The sequence below is a fragment of the Methylobacterium sp. genome (assembly GCF_019750675.1).
Taxonomy (GTDB): domain Bacteria; phylum Pseudomonadota; class Alphaproteobacteria; order Rhizobiales; family Beijerinckiaceae; genus Methylobacterium.
The window spans coordinates 1-16423 of the sequence record NZ_JAIEOF010000461.1; the positions used below are offsets into that span (position 1 = coordinate 1).

A 16423-nucleotide genomic window follows, 5' to 3' on the forward strand; every position below is an offset into this window, starting at 1 on the left:
TCTCAGCAATGCGTCGGCTGCCCGCTGAAGATCGAGAGCGAGGCGATGATGCTGAGCAGTTCCGCCTGCCGCTTGGTGCCGGTCTTGTGGAAGATCGACGTGAGCTGGGTACGCACCGTGCTGGTCTGCACGCCGGCGCTGACGGCGTAGGATTGCAGGCGCAAACCCCCGGCCAGGGCCTTGAGCAGGCGCGCCTCGGCCGGCGTTAGATCGAACAGGAGGTGCAGGAGACCGTCATCCGGAGCCGCCCGCGCCCCCACCTGCACCAGGACGAGGAGAACGGCGGATTCGTCGAAGACGTCGTCGGCGTGCCGGTCGAAGCGGAGGATATGGGCAATGTGCGTGCGGTGGCCCGCATAGGTGCGCACCGGCATGGTCTGCATGAGGCTGCGGCCCTGCACGACGTTGCCGATCGCATCCTGCAGAAGTTTGCCGTTGGTCAGACTCTTGAACACGAAGCCGCCGTTGTGACCCGTGGGCAGGACCTCGTCCCGTTCCTGGAGGCGGGTGTTCATGGTCAGCGCCCGGCCGGACGCCGACAGGATCGCGGCCGGGAGACCGATCCGGTTCAGCGCCGAGGCGGTGACGCGCGCGCGCTCGGAGCCGAACTGGGCGCTGAGTTGGCAGGCGCGGACGAGGTGGGGCCGCAATGCGTTCAAGCGCGGCAGCAGACCGGTATCGTGTGGTCCCGCGTCCGCATGGCGCTCGACCGTGACGATCGCGACATCGCCGCTGGGGAGCGGGATCGTCGTGCCCACCTGCCAGGATTGCGCCTCGGCCTGGCAGCTCCGCGTGTCGAGGAAGGCCGGCATCAGGTCCACGTCGCGTACGAACCCCGCTTCGGCATGCGCGCGCCAGCGTGCCAAGCGCTCGCCGCCGCGCCACGACGGCGCCGTGTGCTGCCGCATCCGGTTCTGGAGGGTCGGAGAGACGATCCAGCGGGGCCTTCCGACCGGGGGAAGCACCGTGAGCACGCCGCCATCCGACTTCGCCGTATCCGCGAGACACTGGAGGACGTCGGGCCAGAGTTCCGGCGTGCCGGCAGCCTCGTAGATCCGATCGATGAGAGCTTCGTGCACGGACCGCCCCAAGCTGAACTGGATGATCGTAGTCAGTCCAATACCAGTCCAAAATCGACAAAGGTATCCTCCAAACGGAGGATGTGCTTGGCGAGCCCGATGCGCGGGAGGCCCTGCCGATCGTTGCGCGACCTCGCCTCGGTGCGAGAGGCGGTGGAGGCAGCGGGATCCCGGGCCTGGATCGCAAAGTAGGAACTCACTGAAACGGCGATGCTTTTCGGCCGGCGCCCGCGCCGGTTAGTCCGGATCGTTCCGGGCCTCTGACGCCCAAGACGGCGATGACGTCACCGTCCGCCGGACGACGGATGCCCGGCTCCGGGCAGTCCCTACACTGTCCTCAATTGGAGGGACCCGCCATGAAGCTGCTGCTTGCCTGCTCGATCATCGCTGTCTGCTGCACCGCCGCATGGGCCGACGAGTTGAACGATATGCCCGACATCGCCTGCGCACAGGCCTCGTCGGCCCTGGAGCGGGCGCAGATCGGTTGCTCGGACGCGAACCTCGCGTCGGTCGACCCACGGACGAGCGGGTCTTCGCGCGAGCGCTCCGAAGATGACGGCGCCAAGGCCAACTAGGCGCGTCCGTCGCGCCATGAGCGTCATCACAACGGCCCTGCTCGCCGGCGCGAGCCTCGGCCTGTCCATCGCGGCGCCGATCGGCCCGACCAGCCTGCTCTGCGTCCAGCGCACCCTGGCGGGCGGCCTCCCGACCGGCCTCGCCACCGGTCTCGGGGTCGCCACCGTGCACCTCACCTACGGGACCCTGGTTGCGGGATGGGGGACGGACCTGGCCACGGCCTGGTCGAACGTGGCCGTGCTGTCCCTGGTTTCGGGGGCGGTGCTGCTCGCCCTCGCCGTCCGGGTCCTGCGGAGCGTGACGGTCCTGCGCCAAGGATGCGAGCGCCGCCGCACCCTCGCGGCGAGCTACGGCAGCGCCATCGGACTCGCCTTCGCGAACCCGGCCACGCCCGTCCTGTTCCTGGCGGCGATGCCAGCCCTCCTTGCCCACGGGCCCGCTCCGCTTCCGGTGCTCGTCGCGGGGGTGTTCCTGGGTTCGCTCGCCTGGTGGGTCACCCTCAACACCGCCGTCTCCCTGTTCCGGGGCTGCGTGACCAGCCACGTGCTCCACCGCATCAACAAGGCCGCCGGTCTCCTCCTCGCCGCCCTGGCGCTGAGCCTCCTGGCCAAAGGGCTGGCGGGCAGCCTGGACGGGTCACCGCAATGGGGACTGGGCGGAGCCGTCGTCGCGAGGGGTTCGGACCGGCCTTAACGCCGCAACCCGCCTTCAGGGGCCGGTGCCAGACTTTCTTTGGTGCCTTCGACATGGACGCCAAGCTGGATCTCTGCTTCCGGCCGCACGTCGAACCGCCCCCTGCCCCGCGCGAAACCGGTTCCCCCGTCCCGCCCGATGCTCTAAACCCAGGCCAACCATAGAACGCTTCCAAAGCGGCCGGCGGGGCGTCCCGGTGGGCGCGGGACCAGGGAACGCCATGCGCATCGGACTGTTCGTGCCGTGCTACGTCGACGCCTTCGAGCCTGAGGTGGGGATCGCCACGCTGGAATTGCTGGAGCGTTTCGGCCTCGACGTGGACTACCCCTTCGACCAGACCTGCTGCGGCCAGCCGATGACCAACACCGGCTGCCACGCGGAGGCGGCCGCCACCGAGGCGCTGTTCGTCAAGAACTTCGCCCCGTTCGACTACGTCGTGGCGCCCTCCGGCTCCTGCGTGCATCAGGTGCGCGAGCACCTCACGGCGATCCCGCAGACGGACGAGGTCAAGGCCGTGCGGGCCAAGACCTTCGAGCTGGTCGAGTTCCTGCACGACATCCTCAAGGTCGAGGAATTCCCCTGGGCGGAGTTTCCCCACCGGGTCGGCTACCACGGCAACTGCAACGCCCTGCGGGGTATCCACCATGCCCGCCCGTCCGAATTGAACGCGCCGTTCTTCTCCAAGCCCCTCGACCTCCTGAAGAAGGTCAAGGGCATCGAGATCGTGGCCCCGGCCCGGCCCGACGAGTGCTGCGGCTTCGGCGGCACCTTCTCGGTGTTCGAGCCCGCCGTCTCGGCCAAGATGGGCTACGACAAGGTCTCCGACCATGCTCAGGCGGGGGCCGAATACGTCGTCTCGGCCGATTCCTCCTGCATGATGCACCAGAAGGGCTGCGCCGAGCGGATCGGCGTCCCCCTCAAGTTCATCCACATCGCCCGCATCCTCAATGGAGCGACCGCATGAGTGCGTCCGACGAACTCCGTCCGCAGGACGAGGCCCGCCGCGACGGCGTGATCCATCCGGAGGTGCTGGCCGGCAACGACGAGAGCGAGCGCGGCCAGGACGGCCGACGCCTGCAGCACGCCGAGGGCGCCTCGCGGCCGATCTCGGCCGGAGCCCTCTCCCCGAAGGCGCCCCGGGAGCCGCAGCCGCGCGGAGCCAAGATCCGCGGCGACCGGCCGATCGATCAGGCCGAGGCCGCCGAGCGCTTCCTCGCGGCGCCCATGCACCAGAAGGCGCACGACGCCAGGCTCTGGGATCTGCGCACAAAGCGCGACACGGCCGCCTTCGGAATTCCCGAGTGGGAAGAACTGCGCGAGCTCGCCTCGCAGATCAAGACGCACACCCTGGCCAACCTCGACCGCTACCTCGAGGAGTTCGAGGCCCGGGCCAAGGCCAACGGCGTCCACGTTCACTGGGCCGCCGACGGAGCCGAGCACAACCGCATCGTCCACGGCATCCTCAAGGATCACGGCGCGAAATCGCTGATCAAGTCGAAGTCGATGCTCACCGAGGAATGCGGCTTCCGGCACTACATGGCCGGCACCGGCATCGAGGTGATCGAGACCGATCTCGGCGAGCGCATCCAGCAGCTCGACAACGAGGAGCCGAGCCACGTCGTGGTGCCGGCCGTGCACAAGACCCGCTTCGACGTGGCCGAGGTCTTCTCCCGCACCATGGGGACCGACCCGGAGAACGACGACGCCCATTATCTGGCCGAGAGCCAGCGCATGCATACGCGCCCGCTCATCCTGGAGGCGGATGCGGGGCTGACCGGCTGCAACTTCGCCATCGCGGAGACCGGCACGGTGGTGACCTGCACCAACGAGGGCAATGCCGACCTCTCGGGCAACGTGCCCAAGCTCCAGATCCATTCCATCGGCATCGAGAAGCTGATCCCGCGGATCGAGCATCTCGGCGTGTTCCTGCGCCTGCTCTCGCGCTCGGCGCTGGGCTCGCCCATCACGCAGTACACCTCGCATTTCCGCGCGCCCCGCAAGGGCACCGAGATGCACATGGTGCTGGTCGACAACGGCCGCTCCGAGCGCCTCGGCATGGAGGAGTTCTGGACCTCGCTGAAATGCATCCGCTGCGGCGCCTGCATGAACACCTGTCCGGTCTATCGGCGCTCGGGTGGATTGAGCTACGGCGCCACCTATTCGGGGCCGATCGGGCTGATCATCGACCCGACCTTCAACAAGCGGAAATATTCGACGCTGCCGTTCTCCTCCACGATGAACGGCTCCTGCACCAATGTCTGCCCGGTCAAGATCAACATCCACGAGCAGATCTTCGCGTGGCGCAAGGTTCTGGCGGAAGAGCACCAGATCCCGCTGCTCAAGCAGGGTATGATGAAGGCGGCGGGCCAGGTGCTGAGCCGGCCGGCGACCTACCGCGCGGCCATCGGGGCCGCCGATTCCGCCCTCAAGGTGCTGCCGCGCTTTGCCGTCTACAACCCACTCAACACCTGGGGGAAGGGCCGCGAGATGCCAGAGGCCCCGCGCCAGACCTTCCACGCCTGGTACAAGCAGAACCGCATGGCGAAGGCGGGCGGCAAGAAGACCGAGGGGATCAAGTGAGCGTCCGCGAAGCCACCCTCGCCCGCATCCGCCGGAACCGCCCGGCCGGCGCGCATCCGCTGCCGGAGGTGCCGTTGTTCGCGCCGCTGGTCGGGGACGACCACGTCGCCGAGTTCGGCGAGCGCCTGAAGCGCATGGGCGGGCGGCTCGCCGAGGCGACCTCCGGCGACGACCTTTTCGCCAGCGTGCGCGAGCGCCTGGACGGCGCGAAGGTCATCGCCTCGGCGGTGCCGGAATTCACGGGCAACCGCGATCTCGCCGCCGTCGCCCGGCCGCAGGACCTCGCCGACGTCGACGTCGCCATCGTGCGGGCGGTGTTCGGGGTGGCCGAGACCGGCTCGGTGCTGTTCACGCAGGCCGAGCTGCAGGTGAACGCCGTCGCCTACCTCGCCCAGCACCTCGTCGTGCTCCTCGACCCGGCCGACATCCTGGTGAACATCCAGGCGGCCTACCGCCGCCCGGACTTTGCCCGCGCCGATTACGCCGTGCTCCACACCGGCCCCTCGGCCACCGCCGACATCGAGGGCGTGCTGATCCACGGCGCGCAGGGGGTGCGCTCGCTCACCGTTATCCTGACGCCGCGCCGGGGGTGAGATTAAGCCACCCCCACGGCCGCCTGCTGTTCGGGGGCGACCAGCTTGCGCATCCGCTTGGCGAGCCCGGTCGGCGCGTTGCACACGGTGACCAGACGCCAGACGATGGACCAGCCATCCTGCACCTTCGCCTTCGTGAAGGAGAAGTCTCCGACGGCGGGCTGGCGAACGCCGTTCTGGTTGGCGAGATAGTATTGCCAGACGGAGTAGGGGTTCGGGGTCGGGGCGGTAAAGGTCTGGGCCAGACGATAGAATCCAGCCGGGTAGCCGATCCCGGTCCGTCCCGTGAACGGCGTCGGGTGATTGATGCCGAACGAGTTGACGATCGTATTCCCGTCGAAAACGATCGATGTGTAGTAGAAATTCGGATCTGTCCGGTAAAGATATTGCATGACCTCGCCGACTGTGTTGCCCTGGACCTGAGCGAGATCGACCTGGGTATTGTAGAAAACACCGACGACACTGAATGCAATCGTCATGGCTTTTCCTCCCGGCATGCGTGATCCGCGCCATGTCGCTGCCGGTGCTGCATGACGTGTCATTCGCAATCTCGACCAGGACGATCCGATTCTTCGCCCTACCTGAGATTGCACGATAAGGTGTCGATAGACAGGGCGATTCGCAACTTGAGATTTAAGTCGGGGGGGTGGGCCCACGTCTTCGTGAACCGCTCCGGCCAATCGGGGGCGATCCGGGGCGCCGACCGGTTCTCGCGCGCTGGAAGGCGCGATCCTTGCTATGCTGAGACGCGTGAGATGCCAGCGAGGAGCGGATGGTGCGGTATCAACTGGGCTGCAACCTGACTTACAATATTCTGTCGGACACCACGTTCATCTTCAACCTCGAAGTGGCGCGCCTCCGGAGCGTCGAGATTCTCAGCGAGACCTTGACGCTGAACCCCAACCTCAAGCGTGATATCTACGTCACGCCCGATTTCCTGAATCGCTACCTCGGCGTCAACGTGCCGGTCGGACAGTTCTCGCTGGAATACAACGCCGAGGTCGAGCTCACCGTGCATCGGGCCGACCCGGCGACGATCAACGAAACCCCGATCGCGCAGCTCCCCCTCGACATCCTGCCCTTCCTGCTACCGAGCCGCTTCGTCTCCTCCGACCGTCTGACGCCCTTCGCGCTGGCCGAGTTCGGCGCGCTGCCGAAGGGCCACCAGCGCGTCAACGCGATCTGCAACTGGATTCACGACCACCTCACCTACCAGCCGGGCACCAGCGACGGCGAGACCACCGCCGATGAGAGCCTGCTGAAGCGGGCCGGCGTCTGCCGTGACTTCGCCCATATCGGCACCGCCTTCTGCCGGGCGCTCGGCATCCCGGCCCGCTTCGTCAGCTGCTACGCCCACGGCCTCGTGCCGAGCGACTTCCACGCGGTGTTCGAGGCCTATCTCGACGGACGCTGGTGGCTGTTCGACGCCACGCGCCAAGCCGACCTCGATGGTCTCGTGCGCATCGGTGTGGGCCGCGACGCCGCCGAGATCGCCTTCTCGACCCCCTGGGGCAACATGCAGCCCGTGAATCAGCAGATCCGCATCGTCCGTTCGGACGGTCAGGGCAGCCCGCCCCAGCGCACGGTCGACGCGATTTCCACCGAGGAGCCGGCCCCGCACGCGGGCGCTCTGTAGTCCGAGCGTCCGTCCGGGGGAGACAGGATCACCGGATCCCTGCATCCTGTGATCGAGGATCGCGCCGCCCCCTCCGGGAGGGCGACAGGATACCTAGCGGCAACGCAGGAGCGCTTCGAGCCATGGCCTATCGTCACGTCGTCGGGCCCCGCACCCACGTCTTCGCCGATCTCGCGGCCCTGATGGCCAAAGCCACGCCGGTTCGCTCCGGCGACCGGCTCGCCGGCATCGCGGCGGAATCCGCCGAGGAGGAGATGGCGGCCCGCTGGTGTCTCGCCGAGGTGCCGCTCGGCGAGATCCTGGCGCGGCCGCTGATCGCCTACGAGGACGACGACGTCACCCGGCTCATCCTCGACACCCACGACGCGGCGGCCTTTGCCGAGATCGCCCACCTCACCGTCGGCGACTTTCGCGAATTCCTGCTCACCGCCCCGGGGGCGACCCTGGCCCGGATCGCCCCCGGGGTGACGCCCGAGATCGCGGCGGCCGTCTGCAAGATCATGCGCAATCAGGATCTCATCCTGGTGGCGCGCAAATGCCGGGTGGTGACGCGTTTTCGCAGCACCATCGGCCTGCCGGGGCGCCTCGCCGTGCGGCTGCAGCCCAACCATCCGACGGACGATGCCGCCGGCATCACGGCCTCGATCATCGACGGCCTGTCCTACGGCTGCGGCGACGCGGTGATCGGCCTGAACCCGGCCTCCGATTCCGTCTCGACCCTGAGCGCTCTCCTCCAACTCATCGACGACCTGATCCAGCGTCTCGAGATCCCGACGCAGGGCTGCATCCTGACCCACGTCACCACGACCCTTGAGGCGATGAACCGGGGCCTGCCGGTCGACCTGGTGTTCCAGTCGATCGCCGGCACGCAAGGCGCCAATGCCAGCTTCGGCGTCACCCTGCCCATCCTGAAGGAGGCACACGAGGCGGCGCTGGCCCTCAAGCGCGGCACGGTGGGCGACAATTGCATGTATTTCGAGACCGGCCAGGGCTCGGCCCTCTCGGCCGGCCAGCACCACGGCATCGACCAGCAGACCCTGGAGGCGCGGGCCTACGCGGTGGCGCGGCCGTTCCGGCCCCTCCTCGTCAACACGGTGGTGGGCTTCATCGGGCCGGAATACCTCTACGACGGCAAGGAGATCATCCGGGCCGGCCTGGAGGACCATTTCTGCGGCAAGCTCATGGGTGTGCCGCTAGGTTGCGACGTCTGCTACACCAACCATGCCGAAGCCGACCAGAACGACATGGACACCCTGCTCACCCTGCTGGGGGCGGCCGGCTGCAACTTCATCATGGGCGTGCCGGGCGCCGACGACGTGATGCTGAACTACCAGTCCACCTCGTTCCACGACTCGCTCTACCTGCGCGAGGTGCTCGGCCTGAAGCGCGCCCCGGAATTCGAGGCTTGGCTGGAGCGGATCGGCCTGACCGACGCGGAGGGCACCCTGCTGCCGGAGGGGGCGAGCACCCGCCTCATCGCCGCGGCTCCCGGCCTCGCCGACCGGGACGTGGCGGCATGAGCGGCGACCGCACGACGGACGATCCCTGGGCGCGCCTCGCGCGGCTCACGCCCGCCCGCATCGGCCTCGGCCGGGCGGGGGCCGGTCTGCCGACGCGGGAGGTCCTGCGCTTCGGCCTCGCCCATGCCCAGGCCCGCGACGCGGTCCACACCGCCCTCGATGCGGAGGCGGTCTGCGCCGGCATCGCATCGCTCGGCTTCGAAACCCTCACCGTCGCCTCGTCGGCGCCCGACCGGGCGACCTACCTGCGCCGGCCCGATCTCGGACGCGCGCTGAGCGACGCGTCGCGCGAGGCCCTGTCCGACCGCGCCGGCGAGGCCGTGGATCTCGCCCTGGTGGTGGCGGACGGCCTCTCCGCCCGCGCGGTGCACGAGGGCGCGGCCGGCTTCCTCGCGGCCTTCAAGCCTCACGTCGCACGGGCCGGCTGGCGCCTGGCCCCGGTGATCGTGGCGATTCAGGGCCGAGTCGCCCTGGGCGACGGCATCGGCGCCGCGCTGAAGGCCCGCGCCGTGGTCGTGCTGATCGGCGAGCGGCCCGGGCTGTCCTCCCCGGACAGCCTCGGGGCCTATCTCACCCTCGATCCCCGCATCGGGCGCTCGGATGCCGAGCGCAACTGCATCTCGAACATCCGACCGGCGGGCCTTTCGGCGGAGATCGCGGCCTTCAAGCTCGACTGGCTCCTGACCCAGGCCTTCGCCCTCGGGATCTCGGGCGTGAACCTGAAGGACGGCAGCGGCGCCGCGCTCGAAGGCGGCGGGAAGCCGGTTCCCCTCGAGGGAGGCGCTTCACCCGAAGATTAGGCTGCGGCGGCGTGGAGGCCTGAGCGATCGGGCGACGGACTCGGCATCGAGCGCGTGCCGATGGTGCCGGCCGACGCGGATGCGCCGACCCTTCCCGATGCCGAAGGTCACCGATGCCGCTTGCCTACGTCAGTCCTGCGGCACTGACAGAGCCATCAGCATCAAGGCAACGTGGGCAGCGTTGGCGATCGCCCCAGACAGCGCCAAGCGCTTGGCTTCCTGACGCGATACGAGCACGACCTCGATGTCCTCGGTCGGCTCCGGATCGGACGTGCCGGCGACCACACCCGTGGCACGGATGAGGTGCAGGCGGTTGGCGTAGCGCGCCGGGTCGATGCTGAGCGTGGTGACGTGGGCGAGGGTCCCGCCATGGAAGCCGGTTTCCTCGCGGAGTTCGCGGGCGCCGACTGCGACGGCGTCGGTATCCTCAGGGTCCATTACGCCTCCGGGAAGCTCGAGGCTGAGACCCTGGATTCCATGGCGGTATTGCCGAACGAGGACGACCCGATCGGTCCCATCCGTCGCGAAGACATGCACGAAGTCGGGAAATTCGAGAACGTAGTACGGCGCCACCGCGACCCCGCCGGGTGTCGAGCAATCGTCGGCTCTGACGCTGATCCAGCGATCCCGGAGGGCGTGGGTCGATCGATGGATCGTCCAGCGCTTATCGCCTGTCATTCCTGATCCCCATCGATAGCCCAGTGTCCCTCGTCCGCAGCCACGTGGCGATGCCGGGCGGCAGGGATCGATACTCGAAAAATCCGAAGACCACCTATGGGTCCGCGCGCTGCAACTCCGTCCGCGCCCGTGCGAACGTCATCACACGCGGCAAGTCTGCCGACGTCGCCGACCCGTCCTCCCGCATAGCCCGAAGCCGGCCCGTGCCTTCGAGGCTGCATCGGGGGGGGCATAACAGGCGAGTGAGAAAGGATTCACGCAAAGGTTGCGCCCGGCCCGTTCCGGCGCTAAGGATCATTCAACATTTCCATAAAGGTTTAATTGATTTGGACGAGAAGCAGGCGCTTGATGGATTCGGTGCCATCGCCCAGGAAACCCGTCTGTGCATCGTTCGCCTGCTGGTCACCGCAGGTGCGGACGGCATGGCGGCCGGAGCGATCACCGGGGCCATCGCCGGAGCCTCCGCACCCCGGATCTCGTTCCATCTGAACCACCTCGAGAAGGCGGGCCTCGTCCAGAGCCGGCGCGAGGGACGGTCGATCATCTACAGCGCAATCTTTCCGGCGCTGTCCGACCTCGTCGCCTTCCTGATGCGCGACTGCTGCGAGGGTCACTGCGAGGTCTGCGACCGTGCCATCGCCCTGTTCGCGAAATGCACCGGACGGCCGCAGCGCATCGTGGACGCTCGCCCGATCGCCTGTGAGGAAGCATGACGACGTTGCGCGACACCCTGGAAGGCCAGCAGGTCAAAATCTACTTCGCCGCGATCGGCGCCGCCATCGCCGTGGCTCTCACCGTTCCCGGCACCACGGTGCTCGAGGCCGGAATCAACCCGGCCCTGGCGTTCATGCTGTTCGTCACCTTCCTGCAGGTGCCACTGCCGCAGCTCGGCCAAGCCTTTGCGCGCATTCGATTCCTGACAGCGCTCCTCGCGACGAACTTCGTCGTGCTGCCGGTGCTGGTCGCGGGACTGATCCAGTTCCTACCCCGTGACCCGATGCTGCTGCTCGGGGTGCTGATGGTACTTCTCACGCCCTGCATCGACTACGTGGTGACGTTCGCCCAGATCGGTCGCGCCGATGCCAAGGTGCTGCTGGCCGCGACCCCGGCGCTTCTGATCGCACAAATGCTCCTGCTGCCGGTCTACCTGACCGCCTTCCTGGGCGAGGAGGCGGCGACCTTCGTGCAGATCGGCCCGTTCGTACACGCCTTCATCTGGCTGATCGCGGTTCCGTTGGTCCTGGCCGGTGCCGTACAGGTCTGGAGCGGACGAAGTCATGCCCGGCGGCGGGTGACGGCGGGTTTGAGCCTGCTGCCGGTGCCCGCCACGGCGCTTGTCCTCTTCGTGGTCATTGTCGCGGTTCTGCCGCAAGTCGGGCTCGCCTTGAACGAGGCTCTCCGGGTGGTGCCGGTCTACATCGCCTTCGCGGTCGCGGCTCCCTTGATCGGTTGGACCATGGGTCGCCTGTTCCGCCTCGACGTACCGACGTGCCGGACATTGGCGTTCAGCGCCGCCACCCGAAACTCGCTGGTGGTCTTGCCGCTCGCGTTCGCGGTGCCGGGCGCGGTGCCGCTCCTGCCCACCGTGATCGTCACCCAGACGCTTGTCGAGTTGGTGAGCGAGTTGCTCTACGTACGGCTGGTCCCCAGGCTCGGGACACCGGCAGACGTCGCCGTGGCTGACGTTTAGGGGGTGTGATGGACGCGCCGTCCGTTTCGCGGCCTGTTCGCGCATGAGGCAGACGAAGGCACCGACGTGGAGGAGCACGCTGGTCTCGTCCAGGAGGCCGACCTTCAGGAACGCAGCTTCGATGCCCGCGCCCCTTCCGGCAGGAGGGGTTCGCAGCCGAAGACCTCACTCTGCACGTTCATCGACCCATCGCGGCCCCGACGCCTTCTGCCTCCCCATTAGCCCCTCGGCACCCCGGAAAGGTGCCGCCCCGATCGGGAAACCGACCCGCCGCCGTGGAGGCTGAGGTCATGTCTTGTCCGGCTCGGTCGAAGGCGCGGCGATGGCGCCCACGCCGTGGCCCAGGTCGGCTCCCCGATGGGGCGGGACGCCGTGGGGCACCATGGGGGCGGCGGAGGTCTCGTCCCGCACCTCGACGCGATTGGCTTCCACGACGCGGACCAGGTCCACCAACTTGTAGGGCTTGACGAGCAAGCACGCCCCCGGCGGCAAGGCGTGCCGGAGTTCGGCTCCGGCTCCGGAGGTGACGATGATGCCGACGCTGGGCCAACGATGATGAACGAGATGAGCGAGGGCAACACCATCGCCCACGATGCTGCGCCCCGTGATCAGCATGCGCACGTTGGCCGGTCCGCGAAGAACCGCCAGCGCTTCGGCGGCGGTGCTCACCTCGATGGCCTGATATCCGAGATCCGTCAGCATATCGGCCGTGACCATACTGACGAGCGAGTCTGTCTCCGCGATGAGGATAGCCAAAGGCTCGTTGTCTGACACAGACGTGCTCCGCGAGTTCAGGGCGGGAGCGCACGCGACTCTCAGGCACTGGCGGCCGGGACCGAAGCCAATGATGGTCCTTGATACGCCGATTATTGGCCGGACGCGATGGTTATGAATCGTGACGCATCGCTACCCGAAGAATGCACCGTGGTTACGGCGACTTCCCATCCGTCCGGTTCGTCCAATCTGGCTTCACCACGAGCCGAGGTTCGCACTGTCTTCGCGCGCACATCGGGCTCAGGAGAGATCGTGCCAACCGGGAGGTTCGTACTGTTTCCGGGTGATGGCTTCGGTCTGCTTGCGCGCGACGTGCTCCCTCTCCTGGAAGGAGAGGGTTGGGGTGAGGTGTGGTCCATCTCCGGAAAGGTCACACACCTCACCCTGTCCCTCTCCCGAAGGAGAGGGGACCCGCGCCAGAACCCGAACGATTCAGCCTGAAACCCTATCAGAACGCGCGCCGAACCCCTTGCTCGCGGACCGGGAACGAAGCTTTCCGTTCGATGCCTGCGGGGTACCCCGCGTATGGAGCGCCCCGTTTCACGCTGCGTTTCCAGAACACGGATCGTCCGGGTTCGAGGGCGGAGCCCCGGTATGGCTATCACTCAGCTGTGGGCCAGAACCGCCAGGAGGAGCAGGGCGATGATGTTGGTGATCTTGATCGCCGGATTCACCGCGGGGCCGGCGGTGTCCTTGTAGGGGTCGCCGACGGTATCGCCGGTCACCGCGGCCTTGTGGGCCTCCGAGCCCTTGCCGCCGTGATGCCCGTCCTCGATGTACTTCTTGGCGTTGTCCCAGGCGCCGCCGCCCGAGGTCATCGAGACGGCGACGTAGAGGCCCGTGATGATCACCCCGAGGAGCATCGCCCCCACCGTGGCGAAGGCCTGGCTCTTCCCGGCGATCGGCTGGATCACGAAGAACAGCACGATCGGCGACAGAACCGGCAGCAGCGACGGCACAATCATCTCCTTGATCGCCGCCCGGGTCAGCATGTCGACGGCGCGGCCGTAATCCGGCCGGTCGGTGCCCTGCATGATGCCCGGCTTCTCGCGGAACTGCCGGCGGACCTCCTCCACCACGGCGCCCGCCGCGCGGCCCACCGCCGTCATCGCCATGCCGCCGAACAGGAACGGAATGAGCCCGCCCAAAAGCAGCCCGACCACGACGTAGGGGTTGGAGAGCGAGAAATCGACCGTGACGCCCTGGAAGAACCGGTACTGAGTCGGGCTCGCATTGGCGATGAAGTAGTTCAGGTCTGAGGTATAGGCGGCGAACAGCACCAGGGCGCCGAGACCGGCCGAGCCGATGGCATAGCCCTTGGTCACGGCCTTGGTGGTGTTGCCGACCGCGTCGAGCGCGTCCGTGGACTTACGGACGTCCGGCGGCAGGCCGGCCATCTCGGCGATGCCGCCCGCATTGTCGGTGACGGGGCCGAAGGCATCGAGCGCCACGATGAAGCCGGCCAGCGCCAGCATGGCGGTGACCGCGATGGCGATGCCGAAGAGCCCGGCCAGCGAGTAGGTGCTGATGATGCCCGCCACGATGACGAGGGCGGGGAGCGCGGTGGATTCGAGGGATATCGCCAGGCCCTGGATCACGTTGGTGCCGTGGCCCGTCACCGAGGCGTCCGCGATGGACTTCACCGGCCGGAAATTGGTGCCGGTGTAGTACTCGGTGATGACGACGATCAGCGCGGTGATGACGAGGCCGATCACCGCGCAGCCGAGGAGCGCCCCCGAGGTGAAGGTGACGCCCGCGTTGGTGGTGAACGCCGTCGAGAGGCCGCCGAACAGGGCATAGTTGACGCCCGCGATGGCCAGGACCGAGAGGATTCCGGCGGTGACCAGGCCCTTGTAGAGCGCGCCCATGATCGACTGGTTGGCCCCGAGCCGGACCGCGTAGGTGCCGGCGATCGAGGTGAGGATGCAGGCCGAGCCGATGGCCAGCGGATAGAGCAGCATCGTCTCGAGCACGTTGCGCCCGGCCACATCGGTCTGCCCGGAGAAGAAGATCGCCGCGAGCACCATGGTGGCGACCACCGTCACCGCGTAGGTCTCGAACAGGTCCGCCGCCATGCCGGCGCAATCGCCAACGTTGTCGCCGACGTTGTCGGCGATGGTGGCGGGATTGCGCGGATCGTCCTCCGGGATCCCGGCCTCGACCTTGCCGACGAGATCGCCGCCGACATCGGCACCCTTGGTGAAGATGCCGCCGCCGAGGCGGGCGAAGATCGAGATCAGCGAGGCGCCGAAGCCCAGCGCCACCAAAGCGTCGATGACGTCGCGGCTCGCCGGGGACAGGCCGGCGATGCGGGTGAGGTAGGCGTAGTACAGCGCGACCCCGAGGAGCGCGAGGCCCGCCACGAACATGCCGGTGACGGCGCCGGACTTGAACGCCACGTCGAGGCCGCCGCCGAGGGAGGTCGAGGCGGCTTGCGCGGTGCGGACGTTGGCGCGCACCGAGACGTTCATGCCGATGAAGCCGGCCGCCCCCGACAGCACGGCGCCGATGAGGAAACCGATGCCGACCTTGAGCCCGAGGAAGTAGGCCAGCGCCACGAACAGCACGAGCCCGACGATCGCGATGGTGGCGTACTGGCGCCGGAGATAGGCCTGCGCACCCTCCGCGATGGCACCTGCAATTTCCTGCATGCGCGGGGTGCCGGCATCGCGCCGTAAGACGTCGTTGATCGTCAGGATGCCGTAGGCGACGGCACAGAGCCCGCCCAGGATGATGAGCACCAATGCTGTCATGCGACCGTCCTTGATTGGATGATGTCCGGTGAGAGCTGCGGCGTATTCTTGATCGTATCAGCCGTTTCTTGGACTTTCTGGCCGTTCTGGTTCCCGGGCGGCGATGGCGAGCTCGAGCCGCGCGCTCGGGAGCTCGCATCTCGCCAGTATTGGTGTGTCGTTTCAGCGCGTGCCTGCTCTGAGTGCCAAACTTCCGAGACACTTGCAAATGCCGCTTAGGTTTTTCATCCGCGAATATTTGTGCGTTGCAGCATCGGTGTGAGGGCGGCTGCCGACGCTTTGGGTCTTGCGGGCCGGCTCCGAGTCGCACGACGGGTTTTCGAGCGGGATAAAGTCCTTGTTATCTTTCGGGATAGCGTAGCATTGCGAGCGAGAACCTCCCCGCGAGCAGGCACGAATATTGTCGAGGCCGGCGGAAGAAGCGAATTTTCTCCGGCGGTGTGCGTTCGTAAGATTACTGTCGTTCGTTTTGCCGGTGTTTTCCTCACAGAGCAGGTGAAAAAATCTGCACGATAATGCATTTTTCGGCCCCCGCGAACGATCGGCGTGTGTGCGGTCGCAGCGGATCGGCCCCCGGTCAGGGGACCGGATGCATGCCCGGCGTTTCGTCGGGGCGGACGCGGATCGGGGCCCGGCGGCGATCCGGCGCTCCCAGCGCATCCGGATGATGGCCGCGATCTCGTCGAGGGCTGCTTCCGGCTCCCTTCCGGCGAAGGGGCGAGCCGGCGTTCGGAATCCCGCTGGATCCCAGCGCGTCCGCGCCCGCGCATTGCGATGATGGAGGGGCAGCCGAAGCGCCCGCTTCTCTGCTCGGAGATGGAGGTGTCGGTCATCTGCCGCGACATGGAAGACGATCTTGTCGCTGCCAGACCGGAAGGCTTCACCGGCCATCAGGGGCTTGGCGGTGCGCCCGTCCTCGTCGGTCTTCGTGGAGGCGACGAGGGCATAGGTCTCGCCTTTTCGCCGATGGAAGCCGAAGTCCATGCCGGCTTGCCGTCCGCGGCGTCGAGGACGCGGGTCGTCAGGCGTCCGGTTTCGTCGGGCCACGCCG

Annotated in this window: 16 protein-coding genes; 10 read left to right on the forward strand and 6 right to left on the reverse strand. The window is 67.5% G+C overall.

The features are described from left to right. Positions 1–2 precede the first annotated feature (2 nt). Positions 3–1079, reverse strand: a complete 1077-nt coding sequence (locus K2X24_RS24010) for a helix-turn-helix transcriptional regulator (RefSeq protein ID WP_292501864.1) — start codon at positions 1077–1079, stop codon at positions 3–5. A 356-nt stretch (positions 1080–1435) separates the two neighbouring features. Here K2X24_RS24010 and K2X24_RS24015 point away from each other — a divergent pair, with 356 nt between their 5' ends. The 5 genes from K2X24_RS24015 to K2X24_RS24035 all read left to right on the forward strand — a co-directional run bounded on the left by K2X24_RS24015 (position 1436) and on the right by K2X24_RS24035 (position 5521). Further along, a complete protein-coding gene (locus K2X24_RS24015) occupies positions 1436–1654 on the forward strand; it encodes a hypothetical protein (RefSeq protein ID WP_292501866.1) in 219 nt (72 codons plus the stop codon). Positions 1655–1670: 16 nt separating this feature from the next. Further along, entirely contained in the window at positions 1671–2348 is a 678-nt protein-coding gene (locus tag K2X24_RS24020) for a LysE family transporter (protein WP_292501868.1), read from the forward strand. A gap of 220 nt (positions 2349–2568) precedes the next feature. Next, the gene (locus tag K2X24_RS24025; RefSeq protein ID WP_292501871.1) at positions 2569–3312 is read left to right on the forward strand and encodes a (Fe-S)-binding protein; all 744 of its coding nucleotides are present in this window, start codon (positions 2569–2571) and stop codon (positions 3310–3312) included. Next, positions 3309–4928, forward strand: a complete 1620-nt coding sequence (locus K2X24_RS24030) for a lactate utilization protein B (protein ID WP_292501873.1) — start codon at positions 3309–3311, stop codon at positions 4926–4928. The genes K2X24_RS24025 and K2X24_RS24030 overlap by 4 nt, the downstream gene beginning before the upstream one ends. Then, positions 4925–5521 carry an LUD domain-containing protein gene (locus tag K2X24_RS24035; RefSeq protein WP_292501875.1) on the forward strand — a complete coding sequence of 199 codons (597 nt, stop codon included), beginning with the start codon at positions 4925–4927 and terminating at the stop codon, positions 5519–5521. Before K2X24_RS24030 ends, K2X24_RS24035 begins: the two co-directional genes overlap by 4 nt. Positions 5522–5523: 2 nt before the next feature. On the opposite strand, the gene K2X24_RS24040 is transcribed toward K2X24_RS24035, so the two are convergent. After that, positions 5524–6000, reverse strand: a complete 477-nt coding sequence (locus tag K2X24_RS24040; RefSeq protein WP_292501877.1) for a hypothetical protein — start codon at positions 5998–6000, stop codon at positions 5524–5526. A 296-nt stretch (positions 6001–6296) separates the two neighbouring features. On the opposite strand from K2X24_RS24040, the gene K2X24_RS24045 reads away from it, so the two are divergent. The 3 genes from K2X24_RS24045 (at position 6297) to eutC (ending at position 9477) form a co-directional block, all read left to right on the forward strand. Then, a complete protein-coding gene (locus K2X24_RS24045) occupies positions 6297–7157 on the forward strand; it encodes a transglutaminase family protein (RefSeq protein WP_292501892.1) in 861 nt (286 codons plus the stop codon). 122 nt (positions 7158–7279) lie between these two features. Next, positions 7280–8677, forward strand: a complete 1398-nt coding sequence (locus K2X24_RS24050) for an ethanolamine ammonia-lyase subunit EutB (protein WP_292501879.1) — start codon at positions 7280–7282, stop codon at positions 8675–8677. After that, positions 8674–9477 carry an ethanolamine ammonia-lyase subunit EutC gene (gene eutC / locus K2X24_RS24055; RefSeq protein WP_292501881.1) on the forward strand — a complete coding sequence of 268 codons (804 nt, stop codon included), beginning with the start codon at positions 8674–8676 and terminating at the stop codon, positions 9475–9477. Before K2X24_RS24050 ends, eutC begins: the two co-directional genes overlap by 4 nt. 129 nt (positions 9478–9606) lie before the next feature. On the opposite strand, the gene K2X24_RS24060 is transcribed toward eutC, so the two are convergent. After that, on the reverse strand, positions 9607–10050 hold the full coding sequence (locus tag K2X24_RS24060; protein ID WP_292501882.1) for an NUDIX hydrolase: 444 nt from the start codon (positions 10048–10050) through the stop codon (positions 9607–9609). 431 nt (positions 10051–10481) lie between these two features. On the opposite strand from K2X24_RS24060, the gene K2X24_RS24065 reads away from it, so the two are divergent. Together K2X24_RS24065 and K2X24_RS24070 are read left to right on the forward strand one after the other, a co-directional pair. After that, complete coding sequence (locus tag K2X24_RS24065; protein ID WP_292501894.1) at positions 10482–10868, forward strand: metalloregulator ArsR/SmtB family transcription factor; 387 nt, start codon at positions 10482–10484, stop codon at positions 10866–10868. Further along, entirely contained in the window at positions 10865–11845 is a 981-nt protein-coding gene (locus tag K2X24_RS24070) for an arsenic resistance protein (RefSeq protein WP_292501884.1), read from the forward strand. The genes K2X24_RS24065 and K2X24_RS24070 overlap by 4 nt, the downstream gene beginning before the upstream one ends. A 288-nt stretch (positions 11846–12133) precedes the next feature. On the opposite strand, the gene K2X24_RS24075 is transcribed toward K2X24_RS24070, so the two are convergent. The 3 genes from K2X24_RS24075 to K2X24_RS24085 form a co-directional block, all read right to left on the reverse strand. Then, a complete protein-coding gene (locus tag K2X24_RS24075; RefSeq protein ID WP_292501887.1) occupies positions 12134–12619 on the reverse strand; it encodes a response regulator in 486 nt (161 codons plus the stop codon). A 605-nt stretch (positions 12620–13224) separates the two neighbouring features. After that, a complete protein-coding gene (locus K2X24_RS24080; RefSeq protein ID WP_292501888.1) occupies positions 13225–15372 on the reverse strand; it encodes a sodium-translocating pyrophosphatase in 2148 nt (715 codons plus the stop codon). Positions 15373–15534: 162 nt separating this feature from the next. Beyond that, positions 15535–16356, reverse strand: a complete 822-nt coding sequence (locus K2X24_RS24085) for a hypothetical protein (protein ID WP_292501890.1) — start codon at positions 16354–16356, stop codon at positions 15535–15537. Positions 16357–16423 lie beyond the last annotated feature (67 nt).

Coding starts and splice junctions, on each gene's coding strand:
- K2X24_RS24015 (WP_292501866.1), top strand. CDS start 1,436: ATGAAGCTGCTGCTTGCCTGCTCGATCATCGCTGTCTGCTGCACCGCC.
- K2X24_RS24020 (WP_292501868.1), top strand. CDS start 1,671: ATGAGCGTCATCACAACGGCCCTGCTCGCCGGCGCGAGCCTCGGCCTG.
- K2X24_RS24025 (WP_292501871.1), top strand. CDS start 2,569: ATGCGCATCGGACTGTTCGTGCCGTGCTACGTCGACGCCTTCGAGCCT.
- K2X24_RS24030 (WP_292501873.1), top strand. CDS start 3,309: ATGAGTGCGTCCGACGAACTCCGTCCGCAGGACGAGGCCCGCCGCGAC.
- K2X24_RS24040 (WP_292501877.1), bottom strand. CDS start 6,000: ATGACGATTGCATTCAGTGTCGTCGGTGTTTTCTACAATACCCAGGTC.
- K2X24_RS24050 (WP_292501879.1), top strand. CDS start 7,280: ATGGCCTATCGTCACGTCGTCGGGCCCCGCACCCACGTCTTCGCCGAT.
- eutC (WP_292501881.1), top strand. CDS start 8,674: ATGAGCGGCGACCGCACGACGGACGATCCCTGGGCGCGCCTCGCGCGG.
- K2X24_RS24070 (WP_292501884.1), top strand. CDS start 10,865: ATGACGACGTTGCGCGACACCCTGGAAGGCCAGCAGGTCAAAATCTAC.
- K2X24_RS24080 (WP_292501888.1), bottom strand. CDS start 15,372: ATGACAGCATTGGTGCTCATCATCCTGGGCGGGCTCTGTGCCGTCGCC.
- K2X24_RS24085 (WP_292501890.1), bottom strand. CDS start 16,356: ATGGACTTCGGCTTCCATCGGCGAAAAGGCGAGACCTATGCCCTCGTC.